A 15,133-nucleotide genomic window follows, 5' to 3' on the forward strand; every position below is an offset into this window, starting at 1 on the left:
ATGTCATCGTCAGGGCCCAGCAGAAGAACATAGTCCTTCTCCTGCAGCGACTCGAACTCCGGCATCTCATCCGAATGGCGCGTGTGCACTCGCCCCGTCACCACCAAGTAATTCTTGGGGATTCTTCGTATCGGCATATCGTCTCCCCCGAGAGATGCCGGACATTCTCATACTCTTCTGACATGACCTAGGTCGGGCATCGTCTGGATAGAGTGGCACGCAAACCAGTACATCGACTGTATTCAAGGACGTTTCAAACGGGCGATCGCCGCCATGAGTTGCTTGTCCGTCGTGATCTCCCCAAGCTCTCCCTTTCCATGCTCATCGACACTCACCAGGATGTCCGGCACGATCCCTCGGCCTTGCCACGACATCCCGTTCGGGGAAGACATGGCCCCCATTGTGAGTTTCAATGCGGTATCGAATTCAAGGGGCATGATCGTCTCGATTGAAGCCAGCCCAGAAGTCGGCTGTCCCAGCACCACGGCGTTGCGCGACTCCTGAAGCGCCTTGGCCAACGCCTCCGCACCGGCCCCCGTCTTGCCATTGACTAGTACAACGAGGCGCAGCGACTGCAGCGAGGGACGTGCTGGCGCGTCGATCTGTGCTGAGGTGTTGCCAGCGTAGTCCTCCGGTACGGCCCTGTAGATTCGATTCATGGCAGTGTTTCGCCCTGAGACTTGAACGACCACGGCGCCCGGTTTGACGAACAGCGCAGCAAGACCCACCGTTGCCGTCAGAAGCCCGCCAGGGGAATCGCGCAGGTCGAGCACGAGACTGTGCAGTGGGCCACCGTTGTCTGCTTCCAGCTTCGCGACATCGGCAAGCACCTCGCCGCGTGTGCGGTCCTGAAACTGGAGCAGCCGGAAATATCCGACACCAGGCGAGAGCAGCTTTGCCGATCCGACGGTCATCATCTTGATCGGCTCTCGTGCTACCACGAACTTGAGCAGTTCAGGCACACCCGGCCTGCGCACCTGCAGCGTCGTCTTCGTCCCCGCTTCGCCTCGCAATGCATTGACCGACTGGGCCAGCGAGAGTGAACTGGTCGACGTGCCATCGATCGACACGATCAAGTCTCCCGCTCTCAGGTCCGCCCTGTCGGCTGGCGCACCCTTGATGGGTGAAACGACTTCGACAAGACCGTCGCCACCCGCGTGGGTTTTCATCTCGAGGCCGATGCCGGCCAGCTTGTTCGGGGTGTCTCCTCGCAGGACTCGCCATTCAGCCGCATTGAAGTAGTGGGAGGTCGAGTCCAGGCCTCCGAGGGCTGCCTGGAAGCAACGTTCGATCCGGCTCGCGTGATCCTGGCTGGATTGACTGGCGACAGACGTCTTGCAACTCGCTTCGAGTTGCCCTGCCTTGATCGGCCTGACGTAGTTCCGCGAGACGAGCCGGGAGAACGATCGCCACGAAGGTGACGCGACCACGCGCTCATATGCGTCTTCGTCGTCATTTGCAGGCGTGGCGCGCGCGAGGCCTACAGAGGCCAAAAGGATGGCCATGCCCGTTAGCAACGAGGATCGCCATCTTTTCTGCGAACCGGGATTGCGCGAGACATCCATTGCTTTGACTTTCATCTCTCTGGTGAAGGGAGCGCCGCGGCCCGCAGGACGTGGCATTCGGGCGACTTCAGGGAGTCTCGCCTTTGGCAGGGCATGGATAAAGTTCGCGCATGTGCAGGCGAAATGCCCTGTCCATCGACATCGAGCGCTGCTCGGGCGGCAGGCGCAGCAGGAAGGGAACCAGCGTATCGGTGGTCATCTTCACGCCACCGACTGGGCAACTGTCGAGTGTCTTGCCTGCATTCTTGGCGTTCTCGTAGTCCACCCGATAGGACTCCCCGATGCGAATCAAGCCGCGACGGACCGCGACATAGTCAGGGTCTTGTTCCGCAAGCACAGGTCCGATCTTGCTCAGCACCTCCAAGCCGCGCAGGAAATCCGCCACCGTCAAGGTCGCGCTCTTGTCCGGCGCGATGGGCTGAGGCAAGTCGCGCGAAACAGCAAGAACTGGCATGGTGGTAAGAACGGCGCCAATCAGCGCAGCTCCGAGGAGGGGGCGAGCCAGGGGTTGCCTCACGATCCCGAGCCTCGCCAGAACCACCACCAGCGGCGCTGCGTCACCGTGCGCAGATCGAGCGAGCGCAGATCCAGGGTGTCGTAGTTCGTGCTGGGGGCGCCGCAGCGCCGACGCATCTCTCTCTCCAGTTCGTGCGCGATACCGCGCGCGTGGAGGTCACCTTGCAGCGCCCTCTTGCGCCACTGGCCCGCCTGGGCTCCCAACTCCTCGTCGGACAACATCTCCTTCATCGTCATGAGATCGATTGTGCCGTGCCCGGCGCACCGCTCCTCAACAGCACCAACTGGATCTTGAGTACTCTTTCGGACGCAAGGTTCATGACTTTCCGGATTCTCAAACAGTAGCAGGCGGTGAGGGACAAGGCGCAAGGTCGGTTCGAGAGCGGCGAGCTCACGTCCTATCGAAAACCAGTGCCAGCGAAGTCCTGTGCCTCCGTAAGGATGGCAATATGAAGCTGAGCCTCTGGCGGTCGCAAGGCCCGCTCGTGTCCACGGGCGGGCTGCCGCAGCGTCCAGCCTCTCGTACAGCCCACGCCATAAGCCCGTAACACTGCCTTGATACTTTTGGGCGCTTACGCAGAGGCGGGCGGCAATTACATAATCGAACAAAGCTGAAGCCGTCTTGATCCAACACGGTGATCGGCTGCAGGGAGATCGCATGTCCATTCACGAAGGTGCGTGTGTACGCACGGGCCTGACGCCATGACACGGCGTGTCACCATCGCTACGTCCGCAGGCGATGCGCTTCAATTCCATCGATTGGCCGGCCGCGAAGCTCTCAGCGAGCCGTATGTCTTCGACATCGATCTGCTGGGCAACAGCAACGCCATTGAACCCAAAGTACTCCTCGGCAAGAACGCCACTGTTGCCATCCAGACAGAGCGCGGTGATGTTCGCCATCTTGGCGGTGTCGTAACCAGCTTCGGCCTGTCCCAGGAAGACAGCCGCCAGTCCTTCTACAGGATGCGGTTGCGTCCATGGTTGTGGCTGGCAACGCGCCGAAGCGACTACCGGATCTTTCAAGATCAGACTGTTCCCGACATCGTCACAGCGGTCCTCGGGCGCTACGGCTATCCGATGGAGCAGAAGCTCAGCCGCAGTTACCGGACGTGGAACTACTGCGTGCAGTACGGTGGTCCGAATGGCGGGGAAAGCGATTTCGATTTCGTCTCGCGCCTGTGCGAGCACGAGGGCATTTACTACTACTTCCGGCACGAGGCCGAGCAGCATGTACTGGTCTTCGCCGATGACATTGCCAGCTCGCATGGAGCCCTGCCTGGCGGAGAGGAAGTCCGCTTCCACCCCGAGGAGAAAGCCGGCATGACCGGTGGGCTCGAGCCCAGCGAGCGCGTCACCGAATGGATGCAGCACGAGAGCGTGCGCCCCGGGCACCACTACCGCAGCGACTACGACTTCGAAAAACCCAAGGCCGATCTCTCCAGTCAGCGGCAGTTGCCTCCAGGTCACGATCACGACAGCCACGAGCTGTACGAATGGCCTGGTGATTACACCGACCAGGGTGATGGAGAGACCTATGCACGGATCCGCAACGAAGAGCAACTGAGCGAGCGCAGCCGTGCGCGCGGCAACTCCAACCGGCGCGATCTGGCACCGGGCTACACGATGCGTCTGGCCAGCCATCCCCGGGAGGACCAGAACCAGCAGTACCTGCTGCTCGGTGTGGCCTATGACCTGCAGGAGAACCTTCAAGCCAGCGAAGGTGCCAGCGCATCCGAGGGCTCCGTGCAGCGCTTCGCTTTCGACGTGCAGCCCACCGCCTATGCGTGGCGACCGAAGCGCAGCACGATCAAGCCACGCACCCGCGGTCCGCAAACGGCGCTCGTGGTCGGCCCAGCCGGCGAAGAAATCTGGACGGACAAATACGGTCGGATCAAGGTCCAGTTCCAGTGGGATCGGCTCGGCCAGAAGAACGAGAACTCCAGCTGCTGGCTGCGCGTTTCTCTCGGCTGGGCAGGATCAACCTTCGGCATGGCCGCATTGCCACGCATTGGGCAGGAGGTCGTCGTCGACTTCCTCAATGGCGATCCTGACTACCCCATCGTTGTCGGCCGCGTGCACAACGCCGATGAGATGCCTGCGTGGCAGTTGCCCGAACAGAAGCATCTGGCGGGCCTGCGCAGCCGCGAGCTCAAGGGCGGCCAAAGCAATCATCTGGCGCTCGACGACACTAGCGGCAAGATCCAGGCGCAGCTCAAGAGCGATCACCAAAGCTCCAGCTTGAGCCTTGGCCATATTGGCCGCATCGATGACACCTCGGGACGCACGGACGACCGAGGCCAAGGCTTCGAACTGCGTACCGACGGGCATGGAGCCATTCGCGCAAAGGCGGGGCTGCTCGTCACGACCGAGGCGCGCGCCAACGCACAGGCTCACATCACGGACATGCGCGAAACCGTCGGCCGGCTCACGCAGGGGCGCGACCTCCACGAAAGCCTGTCTGAGGCAGCCAAGGGGGCCAAGGCTCATGAAGCGGGTGATCAGGATGAAGTTGCCAAGGGCCTCAAAGAGCAGAACGACGCGATCAAGGGCAGTGGTGGCAATGCGTCCAAGGGTGAATTCCCGGAGTTCCAGGAGCCGCACCTGACACTGGCAAGTCCGGCCGGTATCCAGACCACGGCACAGGGTTCCACGCATATCGTGAGCGTCGAGCACACGGCCATCACCAGCGGGGCACATGCGAGTTTCGCCACCGGCAACAGCTTCCTGGTCAGCGCAAAGGATGCCGTGCGCATGGTCGCGTTCAACAACGGCATTCGCATGGCTGCGGCCGCTGCCGATATCGACATCACGGCGCTCAAGAACAGCATCAATGTACTGGCCAAGCTCGACATCAAGATGGAGGCCAACCGGATCACCATCACGGCCAAGGAAGAGCTGATGCTCAATGGTGGATCGAGCTACATCCGCCTGAATGCTGGAGGTATCGAGAACGGGACCAACGGGTTGTGGCGCGCGCATGCGGCTTCCCACTCGATGGTGGGGCCGAAGAGCGACGGACAACCTCGGTTGCCCCAACCCGCTCAATTGCCAAAGGGGCAACTCGATCTGTATCACCAGTATGTCAAGGCCACAGGCGAGATGCGCCAGGGTGTGAAGCAAGGCGACTACACGGTGGTGGACTCCGAGGGCGCCACACACAGCGGCAAGCTCGACAACAACGGCTTTGCCACGGTCTCCGGTCTTCCTGTCGGGCAGGCCAAGGTGACTTTTGGCAAGGATCCGAGCGACCCTTGGGACAAGGGCAGCTATTTCGGCAAACCCGATCGCTGGCCGGCCAAGACCGGCGAGGCGGAGGCCGCGCCAAACACGGGTGCTACGGACGCAACTGCCGGTGGTATCGGCGGACTTGGCGGCGCTGCCTCCAGCTTGCTCGGCGGTGGCGCAGGAGCGTTTGGCAACCTTGCCCAGGGCTTGGGGGGAGGTCTCGGGCAGGTCGGACAAATCGCCCAGATGGCCGGCACTGCCCAGCAAGCCGTTGCTGCAATGCAGGCTGTCCAACAAGGCGGTGCACAAGCCCTGCTCGGGCAGGCCGCACAAGCAGCCACGGGTATGGCGGTCCAGAAAGCCGGCGCGATGGTGCCCCAGTTACCTGGGGCGGCACTGCCCAAGCTTGGCTCGATTGGGAGCCTTGGTCAGACGCCAGGCTTCGCGGGCTGAGCGTCGGCGCCGCGACGCTCGAAAAAGCATATCAAGGGGAATCGATAGATGGCTGACGAGGCTCCACAAGGAACGCCCGATTCGCAGGACAAGGAGCGAGACCGCCAGACCGCGGTGGCACCGCTGAACACCATCGGCGTCGAAGACATCGGTGCTGCCAAGGCGAAGATCGACGCATGGTTGCGCTGGCTCACCAAGGACTACGTGACCCTGGACACGCTGCTGACCGTTGCAGGCAGCATACCGATCATCAGCAACATCATGGCGCTGGTCGATGCCGTCTGGGACATCATCGACATGATCACGAAGAAGCTGTACCAGGACGTGCTGCAGTGGGTCAGCCTCGCGATCAATCTTCTAGGGGTCATCCCGTTTCCGCCGGCTACCGGGGCAGCTCGCATGAGCCTTCGGCCGATGCTGCATCTGCTGAAGCAAGAGATCGCCAAGTCGGCCAAGAACGTCGTGCCGAGCATTGGCGAGGCGGTGATGAACGTCCTCATCACGCACCTGAACGACACCATTGCTGGGACGCTCGAAAAATTCGCCGATGAGGCCCAGGGCTACCTCAATGGTTTCTTGCAGGACTGCGCCAAGAAGGTCGATGAGATGGCTGAGGGGTTGATCGGCGCGCTGAAGATCGCTCTTGGCGAAAAGCCGCTGTTCTCGGCAAGCACCGGTGCGGAGAAGAATGGCTACGACCCTGAAACTCAAAGCACCTGGTCGCGCGTGTGGGGTGCTGTTTCCGATGCGTCACAGAGTACAGCCAACTATGTCGTCGCCAAGTCGTCTCAATACGGACTCCCCGAGATCGCGCGGACGAAGATCAACGAGACCATCGGCAGCCTGACTGAGCTGAAGGGGCTGGCGAAACAAAAGATCGTCATGCTCGCCGACGAAGGCCTTCAATACGGCATCGCGTGGATGATCGTGATCCTGAGGAACGCGCTGAGCAAGCGCAAGGCCAAGCTCGCAGCCAACGTCTCGGCGCACAAGGGAGCGGAGGCGACCAAGCCCAATCCGGGCGGTGAGCATGTTGCCCTGGGAAAAAATGCGCCCGCGACCGGCGATGCCAAGGATTGCAAGAACTGCCCCGCGACGGCAAAGGTCGGGAGCGCCATCAGCTTGGCCATGGGATGCGAAAACTTTACGCACACCGATTTCGTGGTGACCGCACCGCTGCCGATCACGTGGTCTCGCACCTACCGCAGCAACTTGGGAGCCTTCGATCAGGGCAACCTCGGTGCACGCTGGCTCACCCCGTACTCCACGCGGGTGGACATCGCGACGGCCGCCAAAGGCAAGCGACAGGGGAAGAAGAGCTTCATCCATCACGGCGCCGATGGGCGCAGCCATGCGTACCCTGTGCTTGCTGTCGGGCAAAGCCACCGGGATCCGATCGAAGAGGTGACGCTCACTCGCCTGAGCGATCGCTTGCTGACACTGGACTTCGGCAAGCCCATGCCGGCAGGTGCGCCGAGTGACTGGCGCGAAACCTACGAACTGGTCGAAACCGTCGCCGGCAAGGTCAAGACACAGGGCAAGCAGCACTTCCGCCTCGTGGCATTGACTGCCGGTGACGGAACCGGCATCGGCCTGCGCTACGACCACGTGATAGTCGCCACTGGCGAGCAAGTCCTGAGCGACATCATCAGCAAGCAAGGCGATGTCGCGCTTGCCCATGTCGGCACTCGTCCTCACGCCGGCAGCGGGCTGATCGAAAGCCTGTGGGAGATCAGAGACGGTCAGGTCGCTCGCCAACTCGCGGCCTATGCATACGACGAAGAGGGCGACCTGGTTTCGGCGCAGGACGAGAACGGCGCGAGCTGGCAGTACAGCTACACCCATCACCTCGTCACCCGCTACACCGATCGCACTGGGCGCGGCATGAACCTCGAGTATGACGGCACCAGCGCCGATGCCAGGGCCGTGCGCGAATGGAGCGATGACGGCAGTTTTGCGTTGAAGCTGGAGTGGGACAAGAACATCCGGTTGACCTACGTCACTGATGCCCTCGGGCAAGAGACCTGGTATTACTACGACATCCTGGGCTACACCTATCGCATCATCCATCCCGACAAACTGGAGGAGTGGTTCTACCGCGATAACGACAAGAACATCATCCGCCACATTCACACGGATGGCGGCGTCGACAGCTTCGTCTACGACGCCCATGGCAACTTGCAGAGCCATATGCGAGCCGATGGTGGTTGCACCCACTTCGAGCACGACGCGCATCACCGGGTGACGGGCATCCTCGACGCCGAGGGCGGCGTCTGGAAACGCGACTACGACGACCAGGGCCGGCTCGTTGAAGAAATCGATCCGCTGGGCCACAAGACCGCGTACGCCTACGACCAGGCAGGGCGCCCGGTGCGCGTCACCGATGCCAAGGGTGGGGTCAAGACGCTGACATATACGAACGCCGGCGAGTTGGCCAGCCACACCGACTGTTCGGGAAAGATCACGCAGTGGGCTTACGACCCTCGGGGGCGATTGGTCAAGGTGACTGATGCCTTGGGCCATGCGACCAGGTATCGCTACACGGACCTGGCTGATCTGTCGCGGGCTGTAACGCCGACCGACGCGAATCCACCGGGCCGCCTCGAAGAGATCGTCCACCCCGACGGCACCAGCGAACACCTGGTGCATGATGCGGAGGGGCGTCTGCTTGTGCACACTGATGCACTGGGACGTCGCACGAGGTACGACTACACCCGTGCCGGCCTGGTGGCGGAGCGCACCGATGCTGCGGGCCGCACGCTCAAGTACGGCTGGGATCTGTTGGGCCGACTGAGCGAAATGCGCAACGAAAACGGCAGCCACTACAACTTCCGCTATGACCCGGTCGGCAGGCTGCTTGAGGAAACCGGCTTCGACCGAAAGACGACGCAGTACCGCTACGAGGAGACCACGGGTGTTTTGGCGGAGGTCATCGAGGCTGGCCACCACACCGAGTTCGAGTTCGATTCGCTGGGCCGACTCAACGAGCGCAGGGCCGGCGGCCAGACTGAGCGCTTCGTCTACGACCGCAATGGCCGATTGGTCGAGGCGACGAACGACGATGCGAAGTTGCAGTGGTTCTACGACCGCGCAGGCAACGTGGTGCGCGAACATCAGCACTATCTGGCCATGAGGCGCACGGCAGTCTGGCAGCATGGCTACGACGAACTCAATCAGCGCGTGGCCACCATTCGTCCAGATGGCCATGTCACGCAATGGCTGACCTACGGTTCGGGTCATGTGCATGGGTTGCTGATCGACGGGCACGACGTTCTTGGTTTCGAGCGCGACGACCTGCACCGCGAGATTGCTCGCGAGCAAAGTAACGGGCTGATTCAGAGCCAGCGTTATGACCCGGCCGGCAGGCTGCTGGAGCAGCAGATCTCGCAGACAAGGCCCGGTGCGGTCGAAACCGTCGGTATCCGTCGCAGCTACGCATACGACAAGGCAGGCCAGTTGATCGCCATCGGCGACGGCCGCCGCGGCAGCTTGAGCTATCGGTATGACCCGGTCGGGCGTCTGCTGGAGGCCAACAGCCGATTGGGCCGGGAGACGTTCGCATTCGATCCTGCAGGAAACATCGGCACCCCTTCCGATAAGCGCTCGGACACGCAGGTCTCGGGCCGTATCACCAACCGCGTCGCTGTTCGCCTTGACGATGATGGCCGCAGCATGGCCGGACGGCTGATGGATAACTTGCTCAAGGACTACGCCGGGACCTACTACAAATGGGACGAGCGCGGTAACCTGCAGGAACGCGCGCGCAATGGAGAGAAGACCACATTCACGTGGGATGGCTACAACCGCATGCGCAGTGCCACTACCTACGGTAGAACGACCAGCTTCAGCTATGACGCGCTAGGTCGACGCATCACGAAGCGATCGGGTGAAGAAGTCACCGTATTCGGATGGGATGGAGACACACTGGCCTTCGAGAGCACGCAAAGTACAGAAGGGCAGCAGGAGTTGTCCTGGAGGGGCGACAGCATCCACTATGTCCATGAATTCGGCTCGTTCGTGCCACTGGTGCAGATCAGGCAGGCACGTGCCGTCGAACTGAGCGAGACGACGGATGTGAAGGAGTTGATGGCGGCGCACGGCGGGCGCTACGACCTCGAGCAAGACCCGCTATGGAATGGGCGGCAACTCAGGACGCCAGAGTCTTTTGCGAGAGAGGAGATTGCCTTCTACCAATGCGACCACCTGGGAACGCCGCAGGAACTGACGGACCATGAGGGGCGAGTGGCCTGGTCGGCAAGCTACAAGGCGTGGGGCGAAGCGAGACAAGCGATCAGCGAAGCTGGCAGGAAGGCAGGATTCAGGAATCCGATTCGGTTCCAGGGGCAGTATTGGGATGAAGAGACCGGATTGCACTACAACCGGTATCGGTATTACGACCCGCAGGTAGGGAGGTTCGTCAGCAGCGACCCGATTGCTCTGCTTGGCGGCAGTAACCTTCACGCGTATGCAATCAATCCCGTTCAGTGGACCGATGCGGTCGGCCTGGCATCACAGTGGCAGACCAACTGGGAGGAAAAATATGGCCCCCTGCCGAGTGGCTATCAGGTCCACCACGTGATCCCGAAGAGTGCCTCCTCGGTGGCTGCGGCCAAGAAGCTCTGCCCGAACTTTGATGTCCACAATGTAGACAATCTCATTGCCTTGCCGAAGGATTCGTCAGTTGCTCAAATAAACGGGGCAGGATTTGGAAAAACGACCCACTACGGATACCACGCAGGCTACAGCGCTGCTGCGGAAGTCGCCATGGCCGGTGCGGCTCGGTTCAAAGGGGGCGGCGTCAGTGGTTGCACCAAGCTGAAGGTTGTCCAGACGGCACTCAGAACACAGCTTTCAAACGGCGGGCTCACCATGTACGGGAATCAACATCCAAATGGAGTTCCTGGTGTGACGACCGACTGGAAAAACAGCATCAAAGACAACATAAGGGCGCAGTGATGGCGGAAAACTGGGAACAACTGATTGCCAAGGCTCAGCCACTGGTGGACTATCTTCATCGCGATGGGTACTTCGATCGAGGATTTTCGGGCGATAGATCCGCGAACTTGGTGATCTCTGATCCTGAGGTCGGTATCGATTTCGCCAGCAACGACTCTTTTGATACGTTTGACGAATGGCAAACCGTGAGTGACTCTCCGGACGTCTTCCCGCCAGAATTTGAGTGGAAGAGATGGATCGACTTCAATCTGAGGAAGAACGATTACTTCGGTCTGAGGGGGAAAAACTTCAACGGTGCCGACACGAAGTGGACTAAGGGCGATGGGTGCTTGCTCATCGAGTTGATGCACAGGGATGTACGGATCTTGCTCAATTGCTACGCAAACGACAGTTTTCCCGAGGTCTGGAAGAGCATCCAGAGTGCATACCTCAATGACGGATTTCCATGTGGTTGGGATGGAAAGCTCCCAGCCGGAAAACTGGTCGTTTACTCCAATGAATGATTGACATGACGAGCAATCATCCGACTGTCTTTCTGGTAGATCTCTGTGAGAACGGCCAGAGTGCCATGGTGCGCGACGCGTTAGAGATCGCATGAACAACCTCAAGTTCAGAAAGCTGGGCTTGTCCGAAGTAGAGATCGAGGCGCAAGCCAGAGCAGGAAGCAGGTTGGACAGAAGAACAAGCAAGGCCTATCGCTCGATGTACGAGACCGGCAATCCGACCGATGAAGACATCAAGGAACTCGAGAACGTCGTTGGGGCGGTTCCAGAGGACTACAAGGCGTTCCTGAAATCTCACAATGGCGGGATTCCGAGCGCAACCCTGCTGAAGACTCGCTCCAATGAGCGGGTGATCAATTCGCTGCTTGCGTTAAAGGCCCCCCTGGGGTTTGGAGACTCCATAGGCGCTCGCATGAAGGTCTATGACGGAAGGGTTCCGGAAAAGACTTTCCCCATTGCATCTGCGGGCGGCGGTGATCTGGTTCTGCTCAACACCGCTTCAGGCAATCTCGGAGAGATCCTGTACTGGGATCACAATTTCGAGTCGGATGAAGATGACGCGAGCGACTACTTTGACAACACCGAGGTGGTGGCAGCTTCCTTCTCTGAGTTCCTGAACAAACTGACCCTCGACGTGGGATGAGCGGCAGCTGATGTCAACCGTGCGCTGCCCGCGCCAGCTGGTGCGGCAATCACCTTGTTCCAGCCACTGCTAAGGAAATCTGCACATGGCATCTCAAGTCATCATCCTTGACCATGATCGTTGGCGCAAAGGCGCGGGAGGGGCACAGGCAGGCCTTTCGGGCGAGTCCGACAGTTCCTCCTATTCAGGCCTCGACCTGAACTTGGCTCAGTTCTCCTCCAGCACCTTTTCCGGCAGCAGCTTTACCGCGGTCACTTTCAAGAAAGCGCAGTGGAGCAGTTGCCGGTTCAGCAATTGCACCTTCAGTTCGTGTGACTTCGAGGGCATCGGCATCACCGACTGCACCTTTGTCGGGTGTACTTTCAGCGCGTCGCAGTTCAGTGATGCACAGTTCAGCAGTTCGGCTTTCCGGCAGTGCACCTGGACTTCGCTCGGGTTCGACAACAGCCTCTGGTCGCAAGTCGACGTGCTCGATTGCCATGGACGCGAGATCACGGCCAGCAATCTGCGGGGGCGGCGAGTGAACTTCACAGGTAGTCACTTCGAGGAACTGCGGTTCAACAATGCCATCATCAACAGCTGAGTGATTGCGAAGCAGGACTATGTTTGCCCGGTACAGATACCGCAGCTGTTTGAGTTTCCGATGAATCACCGGTTGAGCAATTCGCAACTGACTCCTGAGCTGGTCGACGTTGCCAAGATGTCCGGGAGTCTCGTCAATCACTTCAAAGGCGGCAACGAGCGCAGACAGCATTCAGCCGAGATGTACGGCATCTATCGCGTTGCTGCTTCACGTCGGTGGGTCGTGATGATCAGAAGACAGGGTGCCGTGCTTCGCAAGACATTCGGGTTCGGCCCCTATGGTGGCGAACAGGCCGCGCTGGAGCATGCAAAGCTATGGCGTGATGAGTTGGTCAGAAGTCACCCGCCCACTCAGAAAAAGATACTGGCCACGCGGCCACGCTCCCACAACACCAGTGGAGTTGCCGGTGTCTTCTGTGTGTTCGATGCGAAAGGCACACCTACCGCATGGAATGCCAAGACGGTCCTTGGCCCCGGTCACGTTCTCTCGAAGAACTTCAATATCAAGGCGCTAGGCGATCTGAATGCAAAGCGAATGGCTGTTGCCGAGCGCGAGAAGCAATTGGAGATGATGGAGGGCTTCCCGCATGTCCATGAAGGGGAGACATTGGCCAGGAAATCTGAGCCACGCGCCCTCAACGTCAACCTGCCGGCGCGGCTGATGCCCGGCGAAGAATTGCGTCGCAGCAGTTCAACGGGAATGCCGGGTGTTTTCCTCTTGAGATTTCCTTCAGGTGAACCCAAAGCATGGAAGGCTGCAACACTCCATCGTGGCCGAGCAATCGGACGTGCGTACTTCTCGGTGCGAAAGTATGGCTTTGAGAGTGCCAAGACGTTGGCTATCGCGGCACGGCAAGAGCAATTGAAGCTAAAGGCCATGGATCATCGAAGAATTTAGTGCCTTGACTCAGAGCGAGAAACTCATTTTCAGAAGGCAGCATGGCGTCGGTAAATTCGGCGTCGGTATTTCAATCATGGAGGTACTTTTTTGGCTTACGTATCCAGCAACTATCAGAACAACGCCAGTGCGCCGGTCGGGAAATGGACCTGCGCCCCGACCTCGAGCCTTGCGCCATCCGGCACAGTGCCCAGCGCCAGCGAGACCACCGGGATCAATCTCTGCGGCCAATGTGTTTCCTATGTGAAGAAGGTTTGTCCAACGCTTCCAGCGACCACGAACTGGCGCAAGGGTGCTGCTGTCAAGGACAACAAGGACATCCAACCCGGCACCGTCATCGCGACCTTCAACAGCGGCGGTCACTATCAGGGCCATGCCGCCATCTATGTCGGACAAAGTCCGGCCGGCGTCAACGTCTACGACCAGTACGTGACGCCACCCAGCCCGAAGGCTGTTGGCCCTCGGCTACTGCGCTGGGGTGCGCCCGGCAATTCGAACAATGGGGACAACTTCTATGTCGTCGACTAGGGCCCTCAGCACACTGTTGCTGACCTTGCTGGTGGCCTGCTCGGGCGTTCCCGCGGTGTCGGCCGAGGTTTGCCCGGTACGCACCGGCCAGCCATTGCGCTTCGTTGACGTGTTCGACGGTAAACCTGAGGAAATGGCAACCCTGGTGCCAGATGAGACCGGCAAGTCCTCTGGGCATTGGAGCCTCGGCTACATCTACGAAGCCGGCCGCGTCGTCACGGTGCGCTGCAAATATGCCGACGGCCAGACCTCGGACGTCACGCTGTCCGCGAAGACAGCGCGCTGCGACTACAAGATCAACGCCAAGAAGACGCTGGCGCTGAACTGCAACTAGGCCTTTCGCCGGTCACCCGGTCGATCACATGGCATCGGCGAGCGCGCGAAGCGAATGAACATCGAGCGAGCGTGCTGGCTGTTAGCGAGCCGCCAGCATCGCAATCACGAGCACGATGACGGGCATCAGCCAAACGCCGATGAGCACACCCGACCCGTTGGGCGGTGGAGGTGCTCCGAAGCGGTTGTGGCCTTCGGTACCACCCTTGAAGATCCAGAGTAGCCCGACGAAGGGTATCAGCGTCAGAAGTAGTGTCCAGCCCGGCCAGTCCATGTCGTGCGCACGCCGCATCGCCACGAGTGCGTAAAAGATGGACCAGGGAACCAAGGCCAGGCCGGTGGAGATAGCGATGCCGATCGGCGAAGCAAGACTCGGCGCACCGAGGAAGACGCCCAGCACACCCGTGCTCACGATGCCAACGGCGCCCACGCCGCAAAGCAGGCACGAATAAAACACGTAGGCCAAGAAGCGCAACCGGCCGATGCGTCCCTTGGTGGACCACAGCGTCGCCGACCGGACGCCCATGCGATCTTCATAGACATCGTCCACCGGCACGCTGGGCGCAGCATAGGGATTAGGACTGGTTGTTTTCTTCATAGCGATGAACAAAGCCCAACGAGTGTCCGCGCCCCCACCGAGTCTGTCGTTCCAAAAATGACCCAGCAGAATCTGTTGCCGGACGTTGCCCGTTGTATCTGAAGGCTCAGGATGCCGTCATCCATGACGAGGATCACTCATGCGACGGCGCCGATCGATTTCCGAACGCACGGCGATGCATGCCAATCGCAAATCTTCACCGATCGGCCTCGCGCCACCGGCTTCACCTTTGAGTCGTGAGCCGTCGTTCAGCCCGCAGTTCCACCGACACACGTCCCCCTGCTTCTGGAGCAGGACATCAACGCGAACATGACGGTACACAAACGAATGGCG

Annotated in this window: 12 protein-coding genes; 8 read left to right on the top strand and 4 right to left on the bottom strand. The window is 60.2% G+C overall.

Features of this window, described 5'->3' with window-relative positions; translation table 11 throughout:
• Window positions 1-242: 242 nt before the first annotated feature.
• Genes EJP67_RS10505 through EJP67_RS10515 form a run of 3 tightly spaced genes read right to left on the bottom strand, consistent with a single transcriptional unit; the run spans window position 243 to window position 2,318 of the window.
• Window positions 243-1,580 (bottom strand): S41 family peptidase, encoded by a 1,338-nt coding sequence (locus tag EJP67_RS10505; protein WP_165909600.1) that lies wholly within the window; start codon window positions 1,578-1,580, stop codon window positions 243-245.
• A gap of 52 nt (window positions 1,581-1,632) precedes the next feature.
• Entirely contained in the window at window positions 1,633-2,019 is a 387-nt protein-coding gene (locus EJP67_RS10510) for a hypothetical protein (RefSeq protein WP_126021636.1), read from the bottom strand.
• 59 nt (window positions 2,020-2,078) lie between these two features.
• A complete protein-coding gene (locus tag EJP67_RS10515; protein ID WP_126021637.1) occupies window positions 2,079-2,318 on the bottom strand; it encodes a hypothetical protein in 240 nt (79 codons plus the stop codon).
• A 465-nt stretch (window positions 2,319-2,783) separates the two neighbouring features.
• On the opposite strand from EJP67_RS10515, the gene EJP67_RS10520 reads away from it, so the two are divergent.
• The 8 genes from EJP67_RS10520 (at window position 2,784) to EJP67_RS10555 (ending at window position 14,203) form a co-directional block, all read left to right on the top strand.
• Window positions 2,784-5,759, top strand: a complete 2,976-nt coding sequence (locus EJP67_RS10520; RefSeq protein WP_126021638.1) for a type VI secretion system Vgr family protein — start codon at window positions 2,784-2,786, stop codon at window positions 5,757-5,759.
• A gap of 48 nt (window positions 5,760-5,807) precedes the next feature.
• Window positions 5,808-10,715 (top strand): RHS repeat-associated core domain-containing protein, encoded by a 4,908-nt coding sequence (locus EJP67_RS10525; RefSeq protein ID WP_165909601.1) that lies wholly within the window; start codon window positions 5,808-5,810, stop codon window positions 10,713-10,715.
• Entirely contained in the window at window positions 10,715-11,218 is a 504-nt protein-coding gene (locus EJP67_RS10530; RefSeq protein ID WP_126021639.1) for a hypothetical protein, read from the top strand. The genes EJP67_RS10525 and EJP67_RS10530 overlap by 1 nt, the downstream gene beginning before the upstream one ends.
• A 91-nt stretch (window positions 11,219-11,309) precedes the next feature.
• Window positions 11,310-11,861, top strand: coding sequence for an SMI1/KNR4 family protein (locus EJP67_RS10535; RefSeq protein WP_126021640.1), 552 nt, complete (start codon window positions 11,310-11,312; stop codon window positions 11,859-11,861).
• An 85-nt stretch (window positions 11,862-11,946) separates the two neighbouring features.
• Window positions 11,947-12,444, top strand: a complete 498-nt coding sequence (locus tag EJP67_RS10540; protein ID WP_126021641.1) for a pentapeptide repeat-containing protein — start codon at window positions 11,947-11,949, stop codon at window positions 12,442-12,444.
• Complete coding sequence (locus EJP67_RS10545) at window positions 12,445-13,341, top strand: AP2/ERF family transcription factor (protein ID WP_126021642.1); 897 nt, start codon at window positions 12,445-12,447, stop codon at window positions 13,339-13,341.
• Window positions 13,342-13,431: 90 nt separating this feature from the next.
• Window positions 13,432-13,869, top strand: coding sequence for a BPSL0067 family protein (locus EJP67_RS10550; RefSeq protein ID WP_126021643.1), 438 nt, complete (start codon window positions 13,432-13,434; stop codon window positions 13,867-13,869).
• The gene (locus tag EJP67_RS10555; RefSeq protein ID WP_126021644.1) at window positions 13,856-14,203 is read left to right on the top strand and encodes an STY0301 family protein; all 348 of its coding nucleotides are present in this window, start codon (window positions 13,856-13,858) and stop codon (window positions 14,201-14,203) included. The genes EJP67_RS10550 and EJP67_RS10555 overlap by 14 nt, the downstream gene beginning before the upstream one ends.
• An 81-nt stretch (window positions 14,204-14,284) precedes the next feature.
• Here EJP67_RS10555 and EJP67_RS10560 read toward each other — a convergent pair whose 3' ends face one another.
• Window positions 14,285-14,800 (bottom strand): DUF805 domain-containing protein, encoded by a 516-nt coding sequence (locus tag EJP67_RS10560; protein WP_126021645.1) that lies wholly within the window; start codon window positions 14,798-14,800, stop codon window positions 14,285-14,287.
• Between the last annotated feature and the right edge of the window lie 333 nt (window positions 14,801-15,133).

The sequence above is a fragment of the Variovorax guangxiensis genome, from assembly GCF_003952165.1.
Classification (GTDB): Bacteria; Pseudomonadota; Gammaproteobacteria; order Burkholderiales; family Burkholderiaceae_C; genus Variovorax; species Variovorax guangxiensis.

Coding starts and splice junctions, on each gene's coding strand:
- EJP67_RS10505 (WP_165909600.1), bottom strand. CDS start 1,580: ATGAAAGTCAAAGCAATGGATGTCTCGCGCAATCCCGGTTCGCAGAAA.
- EJP67_RS10510 (WP_126021636.1), bottom strand. CDS start 2,019: ATGCCAGTTCTTGCTGTTTCGCGCGACTTGCCTCAGCCCATCGCGCCG.
- EJP67_RS10515 (WP_126021637.1), bottom strand. CDS start 2,318: ATGACGATGAAGGAGATGTTGTCCGACGAGGAGTTGGGAGCCCAGGCG.
- EJP67_RS10520 (WP_126021638.1), top strand. CDS start 2,784: ATGACACGGCGTGTCACCATCGCTACGTCCGCAGGCGATGCGCTTCAA.
- EJP67_RS10525 (WP_165909601.1), top strand. CDS start 5,808: ATGGCTGACGAGGCTCCACAAGGAACGCCCGATTCGCAGGACAAGGAG.
- EJP67_RS10530 (WP_126021639.1), top strand. CDS start 10,715: ATGGCGGAAAACTGGGAACAACTGATTGCCAAGGCTCAGCCACTGGTG.
- EJP67_RS10535 (WP_126021640.1), top strand. CDS start 11,310: ATGAACAACCTCAAGTTCAGAAAGCTGGGCTTGTCCGAAGTAGAGATC.
- EJP67_RS10540 (WP_126021641.1), top strand. CDS start 11,947: ATGGCATCTCAAGTCATCATCCTTGACCATGATCGTTGGCGCAAAGGC.
- EJP67_RS10555 (WP_126021644.1), top strand. CDS start 13,856: ATGTCGTCGACTAGGGCCCTCAGCACACTGTTGCTGACCTTGCTGGTG.
- EJP67_RS10560 (WP_126021645.1), bottom strand. CDS start 14,800: ATGAAGAAAACAACCAGTCCTAATCCCTATGCTGCGCCCAGCGTGCCG.